16 protein-coding genes are annotated in these 16,486 nt (G+C 70.6%); 5 read left to right on the forward strand and 11 right to left on the reverse strand.

All coding sequences use genetic code 11. The features are described from left to right. Positions 1 to 23 precede the first annotated feature (23 nt). From ACOKM3_RS12695 to ACOKM3_RS12710, 4 genes are all read right to left on the reverse strand, one after another. Positions 24 to 959, reverse strand: coding sequence for a hypothetical protein (locus ACOKM3_RS12695; RefSeq protein WP_426899980.1), 936 nt, complete (start codon positions 957 to 959; stop codon positions 24 to 26). 13 nt (positions 960 to 972) lie between these two features. Next, complete coding sequence (locus tag ACOKM3_RS12700) at positions 973 to 1,269, reverse strand: DUF4193 domain-containing protein (protein WP_018535993.1); 297 nt, start codon at positions 1,267 to 1,269, stop codon at positions 973 to 975. A gap of 427 nt (positions 1,270 to 1,696) precedes the next feature. Beyond that, positions 1,697 to 2,938, reverse strand: a complete 1,242-nt coding sequence (locus ACOKM3_RS12705) for a sensor histidine kinase (RefSeq protein ID WP_426899982.1) — start codon at positions 2,936 to 2,938, stop codon at positions 1,697 to 1,699. Between the two features lie 7 nt (positions 2,939 to 2,945). After that, a complete protein-coding gene (locus tag ACOKM3_RS12710; RefSeq protein WP_266714992.1) occupies positions 2,946 to 3,599 on the reverse strand; it encodes a response regulator transcription factor in 654 nt (217 codons plus the stop codon). A 340-nt stretch (positions 3,600 to 3,939) separates the two neighbouring features. Here ACOKM3_RS12710 and ACOKM3_RS12715 point away from each other — a divergent pair, with 340 nt between their 5' ends. Beyond that, the gene (locus ACOKM3_RS12715; RefSeq protein WP_356378267.1) at positions 3,940 to 4,113 is read left to right on the forward strand and encodes a hypothetical protein; all 174 of its coding nucleotides are present in this window, start codon (positions 3,940 to 3,942) and stop codon (positions 4,111 to 4,113) included. A 121-nt stretch (positions 4,114 to 4,234) separates the two neighbouring features. On the opposite strand, the gene ACOKM3_RS12720 is transcribed toward ACOKM3_RS12715, so the two are convergent. After that, positions 4,235 to 5,011 (reverse strand): inositol monophosphatase family protein, encoded by a 777-nt coding sequence (locus tag ACOKM3_RS12720; protein ID WP_426906778.1) that lies wholly within the window; start codon positions 5,009 to 5,011, stop codon positions 4,235 to 4,237. A gap of 85 nt (positions 5,012 to 5,096) precedes the next feature. Further along, on the reverse strand, positions 5,097 to 6,236 hold the full coding sequence (locus ACOKM3_RS12725; RefSeq protein WP_426899984.1) for a ferrochelatase: 1,140 nt from the start codon (positions 6,234 to 6,236) through the stop codon (positions 5,097 to 5,099). Between the two features lie 105 nt (positions 6,237 to 6,341). On the opposite strand from ACOKM3_RS12725, the gene ACOKM3_RS12730 reads away from it, so the two are divergent. Then, on the forward strand, positions 6,342 to 7,625 hold the full coding sequence (locus ACOKM3_RS12730; protein ID WP_426899986.1) for an MFS transporter: 1,284 nt from the start codon (positions 6,342 to 6,344) through the stop codon (positions 7,623 to 7,625). Then, positions 7,546 to 8,904, forward strand: a complete 1,359-nt coding sequence (locus ACOKM3_RS12735) for a D-arabinono-1,4-lactone oxidase (protein WP_426899988.1) — start codon at positions 7,546 to 7,548, stop codon at positions 8,902 to 8,904. Before ACOKM3_RS12730 ends, ACOKM3_RS12735 begins: the two co-directional genes overlap by 80 nt. 30 nt (positions 8,905 to 8,934) lie before the next feature. Here ACOKM3_RS12735 and ACOKM3_RS12740 read toward each other — a convergent pair whose 3' ends face one another. Continuing rightward, complete coding sequence (locus ACOKM3_RS12740) at positions 8,935 to 10,281, reverse strand: hypothetical protein (RefSeq protein WP_426899990.1); 1,347 nt, start codon at positions 10,279 to 10,281, stop codon at positions 8,935 to 8,937. 518 nt (positions 10,282 to 10,799) lie between these two features. Here ACOKM3_RS12740 and sepH point away from each other — a divergent pair. After that, positions 10,800 to 11,891, forward strand: coding sequence for a septation protein SepH (gene sepH / locus ACOKM3_RS12745; RefSeq protein WP_426899992.1), 1,092 nt, complete (start codon positions 10,800 to 10,802; stop codon positions 11,889 to 11,891). Between the two features lie 103 nt (positions 11,892 to 11,994). Here the strand turns inward: sepH and ACOKM3_RS12750 are convergent, their stop codons facing one another. Further along, positions 11,995 to 12,852, reverse strand: coding sequence for a sulfurtransferase (locus ACOKM3_RS12750; protein WP_426899994.1), 858 nt, complete (start codon positions 12,850 to 12,852; stop codon positions 11,995 to 11,997). 275 nt (positions 12,853 to 13,127) lie between these two features. Between ACOKM3_RS12750 and ACOKM3_RS12755 the strand changes: the two genes are divergently transcribed. Then, on the forward strand, positions 13,128 to 13,904 hold the full coding sequence (locus tag ACOKM3_RS12755; RefSeq protein ID WP_426899995.1) for a VOC family protein: 777 nt from the start codon (positions 13,128 to 13,130) through the stop codon (positions 13,902 to 13,904). A gap of 29 nt (positions 13,905 to 13,933) precedes the next feature. On the opposite strand, the gene ACOKM3_RS12760 is transcribed toward ACOKM3_RS12755, so the two are convergent. The 3 genes from ACOKM3_RS12760 to ACOKM3_RS12770 all read right to left on the reverse strand — a co-directional run bounded on the left by ACOKM3_RS12760 (position 13,934) and on the right by ACOKM3_RS12770 (position 16,424). Then, positions 13,934 to 14,584 (reverse strand): thymidine kinase, encoded by a 651-nt coding sequence (locus ACOKM3_RS12760; RefSeq protein ID WP_426899996.1) that lies wholly within the window; start codon positions 14,582 to 14,584, stop codon positions 13,934 to 13,936. Positions 14,585 to 14,649: 65 nt separating this feature from the next. Then, positions 14,650 to 15,837, reverse strand: a complete 1,188-nt coding sequence (locus ACOKM3_RS12765) for an alkaline phosphatase family protein (protein WP_426899998.1) — start codon at positions 15,835 to 15,837, stop codon at positions 14,650 to 14,652. Next, on the reverse strand, positions 15,834 to 16,424 hold the full coding sequence (locus ACOKM3_RS12770; RefSeq protein WP_389274413.1) for a DUF5998 family protein: 591 nt from the start codon (positions 16,422 to 16,424) through the stop codon (positions 15,834 to 15,836). Before ACOKM3_RS12770 ends, ACOKM3_RS12765 begins: the two co-directional genes overlap by 4 nt. Between the last annotated feature and the right edge of the window lie 62 nt (positions 16,425 to 16,486).

The following is a 16,486-nucleotide window of genomic DNA, read 5'->3' on the forward strand; positions in this document are numbered from 1 at the left end:
ACCGCGCCTGAACGAGGGCGGGATCAGGCCCCGATCTCCAGGGCGTCGGGCGGCTCCTCCAGGGGCGGCTGTTCGGTCAGCGCCTCCCAGGGCACCTGGTGCCGCCGCAGGTCCTGGCGTACCCGGTCGGCCAGTTTCCTGGTGTCGCGCCGGTTCATGAACGCCCCCACGGCCGCGCCGATCATGAACGGGGTCAGGCTCGGAAGGTTCCGCACCATCCGCTTCATGATCTGCTGTCGAAGCTCGCGCTTCATCTGTACGCCGAGCGCCGCGTTGACCGTGGTCGGCTTCGTCACGTCGATGCCGCGCTCTTCCGTCCACGCGGTCAGATAGGCGCCGCTGCGGCCCTTCAGGTTCCCTGGCGGCCGCAGTCCGTAGACCTCGTGCAGCTCGGCGATCAGCTTCAGCTCGATCGCGGCCACACCGGTCACCTCCGCGGCCAGTTCGGTCGGCATCGCGGGCGGAACGGGCAGCATCGCGGCGACGCCGACTCCCGCGCCCACGGTGGATGTGGCGGCGGTCGCGCCCGTGACCAGCTTGTCCGCGAGCTGTTCGGGGCCGAGACCCGGGAACTGCTTGCGGAGGGTCGCGAGATCCCGCACGGGAACCCGCGGCGCGTTCTCGATGATGAGATCGGCGAGACGGCCGATCGAGGCCTTGGCGGCCGCGCCGCTCTTGGCCAGCCCCGTTCTGGCTGTTCTGGCGCTTCTCGCGACGGCGCCGCCTCTGCGCGAACCGTCGCCGCCGGCCGCCGAGGCCACCGGCAGGTCGCCCGTCGACTCGTGGTCGTCCGCCGATTCGAGCGAGGCGTCTTCTCCGGGGGCACCAGGTGCTGCACCGGGTGCTCCTGGGAAAGAGCCTCGCTCGTCGTCACGCACGGCCTCTGACGGGCCTTGAGCCGTCCCGCTGACCTTCTTGTTGCGGGAGCGGCGCTTCCAGGGCGGGGTCGAGCTGGTCATGCCCGACCCGCCCTCAGTCGCAGTCGCGGCAGATGGGCTGCCCGTTCTTCTCCCGCGCGAGCTGGCTGCGGTGGTGCACCAGGAAGCAGCTCATGCAGGTGAACTCGTCCTGCTGCTTGGGCAGGACACGGACGGCCAGCTCCTCGTTCGAGAGGTCGGCGCCCGGAAGCTCCAGGCCCTCCGCCGCCTCGAACTCGTCCACGTCGACGTTCGAAGCCGACTTGTCGTTACGCCGGGACTTCAGTTCCTCAATGCTGTCTTCGTTGAGGTCGTCATCGGTCTTGCGTGGGGTGTCGTAATCCGTTGCCATGTCGCTCTCCCCCTCTGGGTGTCTGCGGTGTCTCAAGCGCCGTAACGCATGAGAGGCCGGACTTGTGCCCGACCTGAGGCGGAGATTTTGCCTCACATCAAGGTCTGTTACTCAATCGACACCCAACTGGACCCCTCACGAGTGATCGTCTTGGGTGGCGAACGGGACCGTACACGGTCCGATTGCCGCACTGCACGGGCGCCACCCCGTGTACTTCCCGTGATCAAGGCGCCCGAAAACCCGGACTTTCCCGGCTTTCACACGGCTTTTGCGATCACGGAGAGTGGACGGCCGAAAAAACGCCCATGTGATCGATCACACACGGAGATCTCCGGCGCAGGTCCGGAAAATTCAGCCAAAAGCGAACTCCCCCAGCGCGTCGGCGGAAGCATGTCAGATCCATCGGCCGCACGCACGTTGAACCGGCCTAGATCGGCAGGGTGACCCGCATCACGAGCCCACCCCCCTCGCGTGGCTCGGCGGTGATGCGGCCACCGTGGGCACGCGCGACCGACCGGGCGATGGAGAGTCCGAGGCCCACGCCCTTGTCGCTGCCGGTGCGCTCGGTGCGCAGCCGCCTGAACGGCTCGAAGAGGTTGTCGATCTCGTACGCGGGGACCACCGGGCCCGTGTTCGCGACCACGAGGACCGCCTGGCCGTGCTGGGCCTCCGTGTCCACCTGCACCCATCCCCCTTCGGGGATGTTGTAGCGGACGGCGTTCTGCACGAGGTTCAGGGCGATGCGCTCCAGGAGCACACCGTTGCCCTGGATCACCGCTTCCTTGCACTCTCCGCGGATCTCCACGCTCTTCTCGTCGGCCTCGGCCCTGGCCTGGTCGATCGCCTGCGAGGCGACCTCCGCCAGGTCCACGGGCTTGCGCTCGACGATCTGGTTGTCGCTGCGGGCGAGCAGCAGCAGGCCCTCCACGAGCTGCTCACTGCGCTCGTTCGTGGCGAGCAGCGTCTTGCCGAGCTGCTGGAGCTCCACAGGGGCGCCCGGATCGGAGAGGTGCACCTCCAGGAGCGTGCGGTTGATCGCGAGCGGTGTACGCAGCTCATGGGAGGCGTTGCCGACGAAGCGCTGCTGTGCCGTGAAGGCGCGCTCCAGGCGGTCCAGCATCTCGTCGAAGGTGTCCGACAGCTCCTTCAGCTCGTCGTCCGGTCCGTCCAGCTCGATGCGGCGCGTGAGGTCCGTGCCGGCGACCCGGCGCGCGGTGCGCGTGATCCGGCCGAGCGGGGACAGGACGCGGCCCGCCATGGCGTAGCCGAAGGCGAAGGCGATGACGGCGAGGCCCATCAGGGCCATCAGGGAGCGGCTGAGGAGTACGTCCAGAGCGTGCTGGCGCTGCTTGTTGACGCAGCCGTTCATCAGGTCGTTCAGCTCGCTCGCCGAGATGTTCCCCGACGGGAAGTTGCAGCTGGTGCTGATGACGTGCCCGTCGGTGACCTTGAAGGGCAGATCGCCGCCCACGTCGAGGGCCTGCGCGGCCAGGAGGTAGATGATCGAGAGCAGCAGGATGCCCGCGATCAGGAACATGCCGCCGTACAGCAGCGTGAGCCGTATCCGGATGGTCGGGCGGAGCCAGGGGAAGGGCGGTTCCGCCTTCGTCCCGGGCTTCCATGTCGGTTTCGGTGGCGCCTGAGAGGGTGGCGCGGGTGCGGCGGCCATCCAGGGCTCAGATCCGGTAGCCCGAGCCGGGCACGGTGACGATGACGGCGGGCTCGCCCAGCTTGCGGCGCAGGGTCATCACGGTGACCCGCACGACGTTCGTGAACGGGTCCGTGTTCTCGTCCCAGGCCTTCTCCAGGAGCTGCTCGGCCGAGACGACGGCACCCTCGCTGCGCAGCAGCACCTCGAGGACGGCGAACTCCTTGGGAGCGAGCTGGATCTCCTTGCCGTCCCGGAACACCTCGCGGCGGTTCGGGTCGAGCTTGATCCCCGCGCGCTCGAGCACGGGCGGCAGCGGCATGCTCGTACGCCGCCCGAGGGCCCGCACACGGGCCGTCAGCTCGCTGAACGCGAAGGGCTTGGGGAGGTAGTCGTCCGCCCCGATCTCCAGGCCCTCCACGCGGTCGCTGACGTCGCCGGAAGCGGTCAGCATGAGGATGCGGGTGGGCATGCCCAGCTCGACGAGCTTGCGGGCGACGTCGTCGCCGTGCACGAGCGGGAGATCGCGGTCGAGGACGACCACGTCGTAGTCGTTGACGCCGATGCGCTCCAGGGCGGCCGCACCGTCGTACACGACGTCGACGGCCATGGCCTCCCGGCGGAGTCCGGTGGCCACCGCATCGGCGAGCAGTTGCTCGTCCTCGACGACGAGTACGCGCACGTCGCTTGTCCTTCCTCTGGTCGCCCACCTGCGCGCTTCTCGGCGCGCGGGCAGGTCAGGTGTGGGGCTGTGGCCACCATCCTGCCCCTTTCGGCCATAAACCGGCTGTAAGGCGGACGGGCGGCCCGGGGAATCCGGGATTTTCTGCGTGGGTCGAGGTTTCTCCGGAAGGGACCCTGGGGAGGACGGCTGTACATCCGCGATCACGCTTTGTATGTGGCATGCCACGAGCCGCTGTCGAGACCGCTCTCCTCCAGGGACGGCTCGGGGACGTGATCGCCCCTTCCAAGGGCACACCCCCGTGCCATCGACCCACGACCCAGGACGAGGGGGCGCAACCATGGACGCATTCACCGCAGGACTTCTGCAGCGCATTAGGGCGGCCGAGACCGACCTGACGCGGGCGCGCGAGACCGGTGACGACTTCCTTGCCGAGGTCGAGCAGGGCGAGCTGGACGACCTCCGCCGCCTCGCCGCCGAGCACGGCGTGGAGGTTCACGCCTCGAGCGTCTGACGCACGTACGAGGGCCCCGGCGCCTGGTCGATCCAGGCGGGCGCCGGGGCCCTTTCGCGTGCCGCGAGCTTGCCTGCCGCGAGCTCGTGTGCCGTGTCCCGTGTGCCGTGAGGCGGGACGGTCAGTCGTGCCAGGCGCCGAGTTCTTCCAGCCAGTTCTGAAGCGGCTCGAAGACGCCGGGAGGTGCCGCGACGGTCAGCTCCGGCGAGAGCGGCTCCCCGGGGCGGCCGCCGGTGCGGGCGCCCGCCTCGCGCGCGATGAGGTCGCCGGCCGCGAAGTCCCAGGGGTTCAGGCCCCGTTCGTAGTACGCGTCCATGCGGCCGAGCGCCACGTCGCACAGGTCGATGGCGGCCGAGCCCCCGCGCCGGATGTCGCGCACGCGCGGCACCAGGTGCCCGAGCACCTCGGCCTGGCGGGCGCGGCGCGACTCCAGGTAGCCGAAGCCGGTGCCGACCAGGGCCTGCTCGAGGGGCGGCGCCACGCGCACGCGCGCGGGGCGGTCGTTCACGAAGGCGCCCCCGCCCAGGACGGCGCGGTAGGTCTCGGCGCGCATCGGGGCGGCGACGACGCCGACGAGCGTCTCGCCGTCCTTGCGGGCCGCGATGGAGACGGACCAATCGGGGCGCCCGTACAGGTAGTTGACGGTGCCGTCGATGGGGTCGATCACCCACTGGATGCCGCTGGTGCCCTCCGTGGAGGAGCCCTCCTCACCGAGCACGCCGTCGTCTGGGCGGCGCTCGGCCAGGTAGTCCGTGATCAGCTTCTCGGAGGCGATGTCCATCTCGGTGACGACGTCGACGGCGCTCGTCTTGGTGGCGGCGACGCCGAGGTCCTCGGGCCTGCCGTCGCGCAGGAACACACCGGCCCGGGCCGCCGCCTCCAGGGCGATCTCGAGCAGTTCCGCCTTGAGCGACGCGAGGCCGTCGGCGGTGCCGTTGGTGTGGTCGGCCTCGGTGGCCTTGGGATCGGTCACGTGGGAGTCCTTACGCGTGCGGGCTGTCGGCACCGGCCGCGGCCGGCTTGGGGGTGCGGGCGGGGCAGCAGCCCACGGGACACAGGTTGTGGCTGGCGCCGAGCGCTCCCAGAGCGCACGGCGTGACGTTCTGCCCGCTCTCGGTCGCGGCCCGCTCCAGGGTCAAGTCCCGTACGGCGGCGGCGAAGCGCGGGTCGGCTCCCACGGTGGCGGAGCGGCGCACCGGAAGGCCCAGCTCCGCGGCCTTCGCCTCGGCCTCGGTGTCGAGGTCGTAGAGGACCTCCATGTGGTCGGATACGAAGCCGATGGGCGCCATGACGACGGCCGGGACGCCCGCCGCGTGGCGCTCCTCCAGGTGGTCGCAGATGTCGGGCTCGAGCCACGGGATGTGCGGGGCGCCGGAACGCGACTGGTAGACGAGCTGCCAGGGGTGGGCGACGCCGGTCTCCTCGCGCACGGCGTCGGCGATGAGCCGCGCGACTTCTAGGTGCTGCTTCACGTACGCGCCCCCGTCGCCGTGCTCCTCGGTCCGCCCGGAGGTGTCGGCCGCCGCGGTCGGGATGGAGTGCGTGGTGAAGGCGATGTGGGCGCCGGCGCGGACGTCCTCGGGGAGGTCGGAGAGGGACTTCAGGACGCCCTCGACCATGGGGCGGACGAAGCCGGGGTGGTTGAAGTAGTGCCGCAGCTTGTCGATCTTCGGCAGCTCCAGGCCCTCCGCCTCCAGCGCGGCGAGGGACTCCGCGAGGTTCTCGCGGTACTGGCGGCAGCCCGAGTACGAGGCGTAGGCGCTGGTGGCGAGGACGAGGATGCGGCGGTGGCCGTCGGTGACCATCTCGCGCAGCGTGTCCGTCAGGTACGGCGCCCAGTTCCGGTTGCCCCAGTAGACCGGCAGTTCCAGGCCGTGCTCGGCGAAGTCCTTGCGCAGGGCGTCGAGCAGGGCCCTGTTCTGGTCGTTGATCGGGCTGACCCCGCCGAACAGGAAGTAGTGCTGCCCGACCTCTTTGAGCCGCTCCTTGGGGATGCCCCGGCCGCGCGTCACGTTCTCCAGGAACGGGACGACGTCGTCGGGGCCCTCCGGGCCTCCGAACGAGAGCAGCAGCAGGGCGTCGTAGGGGCGGGCATCGGGGCTGGCAGCGTGCGCGTCTGGCATGACTTCGATCCTGCCACCCGGCACTGACAGGCGGAAAACCGCGTGTGTCCCGGTCGTGGCGCGCGTAAGCTGTATCCACCGCTTTTACGCCTTACCGGAGTCGAGTTGCCCAGCCCCTACCGCGCCATATTCGCCCTGCCCGGAACCAAGAGCTTCTCCGCTGCCGGGCTCCTCGGCCGGATGCCCCTGTCCATGATGGGCATCGGCATCGTCACGATGGTCTCCCAGCTGACCGGGCGCTACGGGCTCGCGGGCGCCCTGTCCGCGACGGTGGCGCTGTCGGCCGCCCTGATCGGGCCGCAGATCTCCCGGCTCGTCGACCGGCACGGGCAGCGCCGGGTGCTTCGGCCGGCCACCGTGATCTCGCTCGTCGCGGTCACGGGTCTCCTGCTGTGCGCGAAGTACGCGGCGCCGGACTGGACCCTCTTCGCGTGCGCGGCGCTCGTCGGCTGCGTCCCCAGCGTCGGCTCCATGATCCGGTCACGCTGGGCGGCCCTCTACGGAGACGTCCCGCGGCAGCTGCACACCGCGTACTCCTTCGAGTCGGTGCTGGACGAGGTGTGCTTCGTCTTCGGGCCGATCATCTCGATCGGCCTGTCCACGGTGTGGTTCCCGGAGGCGGGGCCTCTCCTGGCGGGCTGTTTCCTCGCGGCCGGTGTCTTCTGGCTGACGTCGCAGCGCGCCACGGAACCGGTACCGCACCCGCGCGAACAGCACAGCCCCGGATCGGCGCTCCGCGCGCGTGGCTTGCAGGTTCTGGTGGCGACCTTCGTCGCGACGGGAGCGATCTTCGGGTCGATCGACGTCGTCACGGTGGCCTATGCCGAGGACCTCGGCCACAAGTCGATGGCGAGCGTGGTGCTCGCCATCTACGCGACCGGCTCCTGCCTCGCGGGCGCGCTGTTCGGCCTGCTGCACTTCAAGGGGGCGCCCGCTCCCAGGTGGCTGCTGGGTGTCGTCACGATGGCCGTGAGTATGATCCCCCTCCAACTGGTCGGGAACCTGCCACTCCTGGCCGTGGCGCTCTTCGTCGCGGGCCTGTCCGTCGCACCGACGATGATCACGACGATGGCCCTCGTCGAGCAGCACGTACCACGCGCGAAACTGACCGAGGGCATGACCTGGGTGAGCACCGGACTCTCGGTCGGCGTCGCGCTCGGCTCCTCCGTGGCCGGCTGGGTGATCGACGCCGCCGGGGCGGATGCCGGGTACGCGGTGCCGGGGGTATCCGGCGCCGTCGCGGTCCTTGTCGGGCTCCTGGGCTATCGCCGGCTGAAGCGGCCGGTTCCGCAGCGGGGAGGAAGCACCGATGAGCAGGCCACCGAGGGGCACGCTGGGCGCGCCGGGCACGCAGACGGGCAGCAGGAGGAGCAGCGAAGCCTGGCGTAACTGGGCGGGCAATGTCACCGCGCGCCCCGTGCGCGAGGTGACGCCCGCATCCGTCGAGGAGCTGACGGCGGCGGTGCGCGGCGCCGCGGAGGACGGCCTGAAGGTGAAGGCCGTCGGCTCGGGCCACTCCTTCACGGCGGCGGCCGCGACCGACGGAGTATTGATACGCCCTCAACTGTTGACCGGAATCCGCAGCATTGACCGGTCGAACGGGACCGTCACGGTCGAGGCCGGTACTCCGCTCAAGCGACTCAACATGGCCCTGGCCCGCGAGGGCCTGTCGCTCACGAACATGGGCGACATCATGGAGCAGACCGTCTCCGGCGCCACCAGCACCGGCACGCACGGCACGGGCCGCGACTCCGCATCGATCGCCGCGCAGATCAAGGGACTTGAGCTGGTCACCGCGAGCGGCGAGCTCCTCACCTGCTCCGAGAAGGAGAACCCCGAGGTCTTCGCGGCCGCCCGCATCGGCCTCGGCGCCCTCGGCATCGTCACGGCGATCACCTTCGCCGTGGAGCCGATCTTCCTGCTCTCCGCGCGCGAGGAGCCGATGCCCCTCGACCGGGTGCTCACGGACTTCGAGGAGCTGCACGCCGAGAACGAGCACTTCGAGTTCTACTGGTTCCCGCACACGGGCAGCTGCAACACCAAGCGCAACAACCGCAGCGCGGGCCCGGAGGCCCCCGTCTCCAAGTTCAGCGGCTTCGTCGAGGACGAACTGCTCTCCAACGGCCTGTTCCAGGTGGTCAATTCGATCGGCCGCGCCGTGCCCGCCACGATCCCGTCGATCGCCAAGGTCTCCAGCCGGGCACTGTCCTCACGGACGTACACGGACATTCCCTACAAGGTCTTCACATCACCGCGCCGCGTGCGCTTCGTGGAGATGGAGTACGCGGTTCCGCGCGCGGCCCTCGTGGACACCTTGCGCGAGCTGAAGTCCATGGTCGACCGCTCACGCCTGCGGATCAGCTTTCCCGTCGAGGTCCGCACCGCCCCGGCCGACGACATCGCGCTGTCCACGGCGTCCGGCCGCGAAAGCGCCTACGTAGCCGTGCACATGTACAAGGGGACGCCGTACCACCGGTACTTCACCGCGGCCGAGCAGATCCTCACCGCCCACGAGGGGCGCCCGCACTGGGGCAAGATGCACACGCGCGACGCGGAGTACTTCGCGCGCGCGTACCCGCGCTTCGGTGAGTTCACGGCGCTGCGCGACCGCCTGGACCCGGACCGCGTGTTCGGCAATGCCTATCTGCGGCGGGTCCTCGGCGACTGACCCGGCAGCCCCGTAGGTACGCGTCTCGGGTCACTCCGACTGCTGCTGGACGTCCGAGCCCTGCGTGGGCGCGGTGGTCGGGTCGGTGGTGCTGCCGCTGTCCGAACCGGAGTCCGAACCGCTGTCGGAGCCCGAGTCCGAACCGGAGTCGGAGGACCCGCTGTCCGAACCGCTGTCCGAGCCCGAATCGGAGCCCGAGTCCGAACCCGAGTCGGAGGACCCGCTGTCCGAACCGGAGTCCGAGCCACTGTCGGAGTTGCCGGTGCCACCCGTCGTCGGGGTATCGCTCGGGTCCGGGGCGGTGGTGCCGGAGCCGTCGCCGTTCTGCGTACCGGTGTCCGAGCCGGCGCTGCTGCCGTCGGACGGCGTCGGGGTGGTGTCCGAAGTGGTGTCGCCGCCGGACGAGGAGTTCCGCCCCTTGAAGGCGTCGCCGATGGTGGTTCCGTTGCCACCGCCGCCGAAGGTGTGGCCCGACACCAGTTCGTACGTGGTGATGCCGCCCATGGTGACGCCGAACACGACCGCCGCGGCGATCAGTGGCCGCTTCCAGCTCTTGATGCGCGAACGGTGCACGGTGCCCTCGGTGAACTCGTCGTCGAGGTCCGCGCCGTCGTCGGCATGATCGGCGTCGACGTGATCGGTGTCGGCATGATCGACATCCGGGGCACGCAGCACCCGCGTGGCTTCGTCGATCGCCTCGGGCCTGATCAGCTGGGTCTTCTCGGGGTCGGCCGCGGCGGTCGCGGCAGTGGCACCCGCGGCGCTCAGCAGCTGCGTCTTGTCGGTGTCCTCGTCCGGCAGCAGGTCGGCCACGGCTCCCGTGTCGAGCAGTTGGGTTCCCTCGGTGGCCGGGTCGGGAATCCGCTCCATGGCGGTGGCCTGCTCGAGCGCGGAGACCTGCGGCAGCGCCGTCGCCTCATCGGCGTCCGCGGCCGGGGTCTTCGTCGTCCCCCATGTCGTGGTGGTCGGCAGCGCCGTCACGGGCGGCCGCGCCGCGGGCGGCTGTGCACCCGTGACCATGGACTTCGTGGCGTCCATCGAGGAGTCCGAGCGGAACGTGCGGGGCACGGGCCGGCCCTCCGCCGTCACCGGCACCTGCCGGGTCTTCGGTTTCACCACTCGGACGTCGCGTATCTGCTCACCGGTGCGCCTGAAGAAGTGCTGGAAGAGCGTGCCGCCACACGTGGCGAGGGCACTGACCACACCGGCACCGAGGATCGTCCCGTAGACACCGAGGCCGGAGGCGAGCTTCGCGGCCACGACGGCGGCGACCGCACTGCCCGCCACCTGCGGGACGCTCAGATCCAACCGCTTCCCCTTGGGCTCTTCCTCCACGTTCTCGGATATGTCCTCGGAGATCTCCGGCTTCTTGCCCATTCTCGGACCTTGCCTGCCTTTCTCTACAAAACCACCCATGCCCCACGAAGCCCCCAAGAGTAAGCGAACTCCCTAGGACACAAGAGAAAGGACGTATCGGAGGAGGAATCAGTTCCGGTTCCGGAGATTTCGTGAAGCAGAACACGCGAGCCCCACACATCGCCCGCCGGAATCGTGGGACCGCGGCCCCAACTCCCGCGCCCCGAGAGAACTTCGACAGCGTGCCGATCCACGCAAGTGGCCCGAATGGAGTACTGTTGCGAGCCCTGGGTCCGGTCTCCCGCCAGGGTGCTCGGGTCCTGCCAGGACCGTGGGGAGGGGGTTCGCTGCACAGGGTGACGGAGTCCGTCACTTAGCGTTGCGAATAGGTAACCGTGCCATAACGGCGACCCCGGGCCCATGCCCGACACGCCGGGCAACTCGGCAAGGTTGTGGCAGGCTGCACCCGGGCAGGCCACACTCGACTAGCGGAAGCAGCGACGCACGTGACGTCGGCAGGCACCACCCGGGAGGTCCCCATGCCCGAACTGCGTGTCGTGGCCGTCTCTAACGACGGCACACGGCTGGTGCTGAAGGCTGCGGACAGCACGGAGTACACGCTGCCGATCGACGAGCGCCTCCGGGCCGCCGTACGTGGCGACCGTCCGCGCCTCGGCCAGATCGAGATCGAGGTGGAGAGCCACCTCCGCCCGCGCGACATTCAGGCGCGTATACGGGCAGGCGCGACCGCCGAGGAGGTCGCGCAGTTCGCCGGCATCCCGGTCGACCGGGTGCGCCGCTTCGAGGGCCCCGTGCTCGCGGAGCGCGCGTTCATGGCCGAGCGCGCCAGGAAGACACCCGTGCGCCGCCCCGGCGAGAACGCCGGCCCCCAGCTGGGCGAGGCGGTGCAGGAGCGTCTCGTGCTGCGCGGCGCCGACAAGGACTCGGTCCAGTGGGACTCCTGGCGCCGGGACGACGGCACCTGGGAAGTCCTGCTCGTCTACCGGGTCGCCGGCGAACCGCACTCGGCGAGCTGGACGTACGACCCGCCCCGCAGGCTCGTCCAGGCCGTGGACGACGAGGCGCGCTCGCTGATCGGCGAGTCCGACGACATCGGTACGCCCGAACCCACGTTCCCGTTCGTGCCGCGCATCGCCCGGCTCCCCAGGGACCGTCCCCTCGACCGACCCCTCGATCGCGCGCTGGACCGGCAGCTCGAGCGGCCGACGCCGCCCGCGGAGCCGGAGCCCGAGGAGACCGAGCTGCCGGCGATCGCCTCGTCCGCACCGCCGGAGCGCGATTCGCTGACCAGCCTCCTGGAGGCCGTGCCCAGCTACCGCGGCGATCTCGCGGTGCCCGAGCGTCCCGCAGTGGCTCCCGAGCCGCAGGAGGAGCCTGAGCCGCCCGCGGCCGCCGAGGTGGAGGAGCCCGCGGCGCCCGCGGCCTCGGCCGGGGCCGGATCGGCGTACGCGGACATCCTGATGCCACGCGCCGTCGCCGGTCACCGTGACCGCCTCACCGGCACGACCGACCGCCAGGCGGAGGCCGACGGCGTCCGCCCCGGTCGCCGCGCCGCCGTGCCGAGTTGGGACGAGATCGTCTTCGGCACGCGCCGCAAGAAGCAGGAGTAGCCGACTCCCGCACCACGAGTAGCACCCTTTTGTACGCAGAGGGGGCCCGCGCCGTTCAGTCGGCGCGGGCCCCCTCTGCGTGGTGGCGGCTACGTGGCGGCGGCTACTGCGGATCCGGCCCCGTGGCCACCGGGCGCGCCTCGTCGGCGGACCACTGGGACCAGGAGCCGACGTACAGCTGGGCATCGATGCCTGCCACAGCGAGCGCCAGGATCTCGTGCGCGGCCGAGACGCCTGAGCCGCAGTAGACGCCGACCTGGCCCGGATCACCGTTCGCGCCAAGGGACTTGAAGCGGTCCGCGAGCTCGGCGGTCGGCCGGAAGCGGCCGTCGTCGCCGACGTTCTCCGTGGTCGGAGCGGACACCGCGCCGGGGATGTGGCCGCCGACGCGGTCGATGGGCTCCACGTCACCGCGGTAGCGCTCGGCGGCGCGGGCGTCGAGGAGCAGACCGGAACGGGCCAGGGCCGCGGCGGCGTCCGCGTCGAGCAGGCCGGTGGCACCGGGTGCAGGCTCGAAGGTGCCCGGCTGCGGTGCCGGAGCGGTGGTCTCCAGGGGTCCGTCCCAGGCGACAAGCCCGCCGTCGAGAACTCGCACGGACGGGTGACCCGTCCAGCGCAACAGCCACCAGGCGCGTGCCGCGGCCCAGCCCTGGCCACCGTCGTATACGACGACGTCGCGGTCCGCCGAGACGCCGGCGGCGCGCATCGCCGCGCCGAACGCGGACAGCTCGGGCAAGGGGTGCCTGCCGTCCCCGGGGCCCGCGTGACCAGCGAGTTCCGTATCGAGATCGACGTAGACCGCGCCGGGCACATGGCCCGCCGCGTACTCGGCACGGCCGTCGAACGCGGGCGCTCCCGCGGTCTTGGCGAGGCTGAGCTGCCAGCGGACGTCGAGCAGCACGGGGGGCCGCTCGCCCGTCAACTCGCTCGCGAGTTCGGATGCGGAGATGATGGCATTCATGGGCCCATCCTTGCTCATGCTCTGGCCCGCGCGCTCGTGGTCGTATAGCGTGCTCGATCGACTACCGAGCGTCTATTGACCGGACATGGCAGGGTCGTGGCGCCGAAACGAACGCGAAACACCGTTTCGGGCATCCTCAGCGGGGAGTCCGATGGTTTCGGCGCGGCCGATGAGCGTCGCTCGGCACCGAGTGCCACCATCGGCACGGGCGCCACCTGACATATGGGATCCCGAGCCGCGGGCCCCGAGGGTCCCGTTCCGAGGAGAGAGTGACGATGACCGAGGCAGCAGCCCGGCGCGCACCCGGCACACCTTGCTGGGTGAGCCTGATGGTGCACGGCATGGCCGCGACCCAGGAGTTCTACGGTGCGCTGTTCGGCTGGGAGTTCAAGCCCGGCCCACAGCAGCTCGGCCCGTACGCGCGGGCGCTCCTCGACGGCAAGGAGGTCGCCGGGATCGGCCAGCTGCCGCCCGACCGCCAGCTGCCGATCGCCTGGACCCCCTACCTCGCATCGGACGACGTGGACGCGACGGCCGAGACGGTGCGGCACTGCGGCGGCACCGTGGGCGTGGGCCCGCTGGACGCCGGGGAGGCCGGCCGGATGGCCATCGGCTCCGACCCCGCGGGGGCGGTGTTCGGGATCTGGCAGGCCGCCGAGCACGTGGGCTCGGCGGTGACCGGGGTACCGGGCGCGATGGCGTGGAACGAGCTGGTGACGCGGGAGACCGCGAGCGTCGCGAAGTTCTACCAGGCGGTCTTCGGATACTCCGAAGAGGCCGTCGTCTCCGCCAACTTCGACTTCCTGACCCTGCACCTGGCGGGCCACCCCGTGGCCTCCGTGCACGGCGTCGGCCACGCCCTGCCCCGCGACCAGGGCCCGCACTGGATGACGTACTTCACGGTCAAGGACGTGGACGAGGCCGTGGAACGCGTCGCCGACCTGGGCGGCCACGTGGTGTCCGCCGCCCGCGAGGGCGCACACGGGCGGGTGGCCACGGTGGCGGATCCGGAGGGCGCGGAGTTCTCGCTGGTGACGCCTCCGGCCGCGTAGGCGGGGCGTTTCCCGGGCCTGCGTCTCGCTCAGGCCGAGCCGACCGGCAGCACGTCCGGGGACAGGGCCGCCGCGTGTGCCGTGGCGCTCGTCATCCGTCTGCTGTGATGCCGCCGGCACAGCACCTCGTAGCCGATCTCGTCCGGCGACCGGTTCACGTCACCGACGACGACCTGGGCGCCCTCGACGACCATCGCGCCGTTGACGGTACGGGCGTTGTGCGTGGCGCGGGCGCCGCACCAGCACAGCGCCTCCACCTGCAACACCTCTACGCGGTCGGCGAGTTCGACCAGGCGCTGCGAGCCGGGGAACAGCTTGGAGCGGAAGTCGGTCGTGATACCGAAGGCGAAGACGTCGAGTTCCAGCTCGTCGACGACCCGGGCGAGCTGGTCGATCTGCTCGGGCGCGAGGAACTGAGCCTCGTCCGCGATCAGGTAGTCCACCCGGCCGCCGTGCGAGAGGTGATCGACCACGTACGCGTAGACGTCCAGGTCGCCCGCGACCTCCACGGCGTCCGTGACCAGGCCGAGGCGGGAGGAGAGCTTGCCCTCCCCCGCCCGGTCGTCGCGGGTGAAGATCAGGCCCTGGAGGCCGCGCGCCGAGCGGTTGTGCTCGATCTGCAGAGCGAGGGTCGACTTCCCACAGTCCATCGTTCCGGAGAAGAACACCAGCTCGGGCATGGGGAGTTGAGCACCTTTCGCGTGACGTGAGGGGGTTGCCGAAGTGGCCGGCGTGGCCGGAGGGGTCAGGACCGTACTTCCAGCAGCGGTACGAGCTGTTCCGCCGGGGTCATCGAGCCGTGGTTGCCGACCATCAGGGATTCCTTCGGCTCGTTCCGCGAGGCGATGAGGACCACGTCGTCACGGGCCGCGGCGATGACGTCGCCGAGCCGGTCGTACACACGTTGATCAACCTGTGGACCGAACCAGCCGGCCGCGATCGCCTCGTCGCGCGAGGCGACCCAGAACTGCTCGCCGAGCACCTCTCGCCACACCGTGAGCACGTCGCCCGCCGCGCCCGGCACCGCGTACACATGGCGGGCACGGCCCTCGCCGCCCAACAGGGCGACGCCCGCGCCCAGTTCCCAGTCCTCGTCGAAGTCGATGCGGGACTGCTCGTCGAAGGCGATGTCGACCATGCCGTGGTCAGCGGTGACGTACAGGGCGCTGCGCGGCGGCAGTTGCTCGGCGAGGCGCTGTGCGAGGCGGTCGACGTACATGAGCTGGCCGCGCCACGGGTCGGAGTCGACGCCGAAGCGGTGACCCTTGCCGTCGACCTCGCTGTAGTACGTGTACACCAGCGACCGGTCCCCCGCGCCCAGCTGCTCGGCGGCCAGGTCCATGCGGTCCTCGCCGGAGAGGCGGCCGTAGAACGTGCCACCACTGAGGGCGATCTTGGTGAGGGGGGTCGTCTCGAAGTGCGGCGCGGACACCTGTGCCGTGTGAATGCCCGCCTCGTGGGCGCGCTGGAAGATCGTGGGGTACGGCTGCCAGGTCCGCGGCTTCGTCCACGGGTTCCAGCGGAGCTGGTTCATCAGCTCGCCGGTGGCCGGGTTGCGCACGGTGTAGCCGGGCAGGCCGTGCGCGCCAGGAGGCAGGCCCGTGCCCACGGAGGCGAGGGAGGTCGCGGTCGTCGCCGGGTAGCCCGCGGTGATCGGGCGCCCTGTACCGCCGCGCGAAGACGATATGAGCGAGCTGAGGAACGGTGCCTCGTCCGGGTGCGCCCTGAGCTGCTCCCAGCCGAGGCCGTCGATCAGGAACACGCAGGCGCGGTCGACCGGCCGCAGCTCGGAGATGCCGGCGGTGCAGCCGGGCACGCCCAGGTGGGCGCCGATGGTGGGCAGCAGATCCGCGAGGGATCCGGTGCCGTACGCCGGGACGGGAGCGGAGTGGACGGGGAGCGGCTCTACGTCGTCCCAGGCGGCCTGCGTCATCGGCGGCCCGCGTCCGCGATGGCCTCGGAGAGGGACTGGGCGAAGGTGAGGGCCTGGCGCACGGTCTCCGGGCCGTCCCCGGCCTCGCTGACGCGCAGGCTCAGGTCGTCCGCGGTCGTGCTGCCCGTGTATCCGTGGTCCGCCTCGCAGTTGGGGTCGCCGCAGGTCGCGGGCTCCAGGTCGATGCGGGACACGGCGCCCCAGCCGATGGTGAGGACGACCTCGCGGGGCAGCGACCCCGGGACGTACTTCTCCGGATTGGCGACGACGCGGCTGAGCACGACCGACGAGATCCGGCCGATCTGCACGGACTCCGTCGACGTCGTCGCGTACGACGTCGGGGAGGTGCTGTCGGCGGCCTGCTCGTCGGTGTGGCTGACGATGAAGCGGCTGTCGGTCAGGACCAGGACGGTGACATGCCGACGCACCTCGTTCGCATCGAACGTGGTCTCCTGGTGCACCAGATACGACGAGATCGGCTCGCCGCCGACCGCGGCCTCCACCGCCTCGGCCACAAGAGCCGGGTAGTAACCGCTGCGCTCGATCGCCGCTCGCAGCCCTTGGGTCGTCGTACTGGTCTTGGCCATGTGGTCCATCCTAAGGCCCGTAAAGAGACTGCCGATGCCCCTGTGGATAACTCTCCGTGAGG

It is taken from the genome of Streptomyces nidicola (assembly GCF_050106155.1).
Lineage (GTDB): Bacteria > Actinomycetota > Actinomycetes > Streptomycetales > Streptomycetaceae > Streptomyces.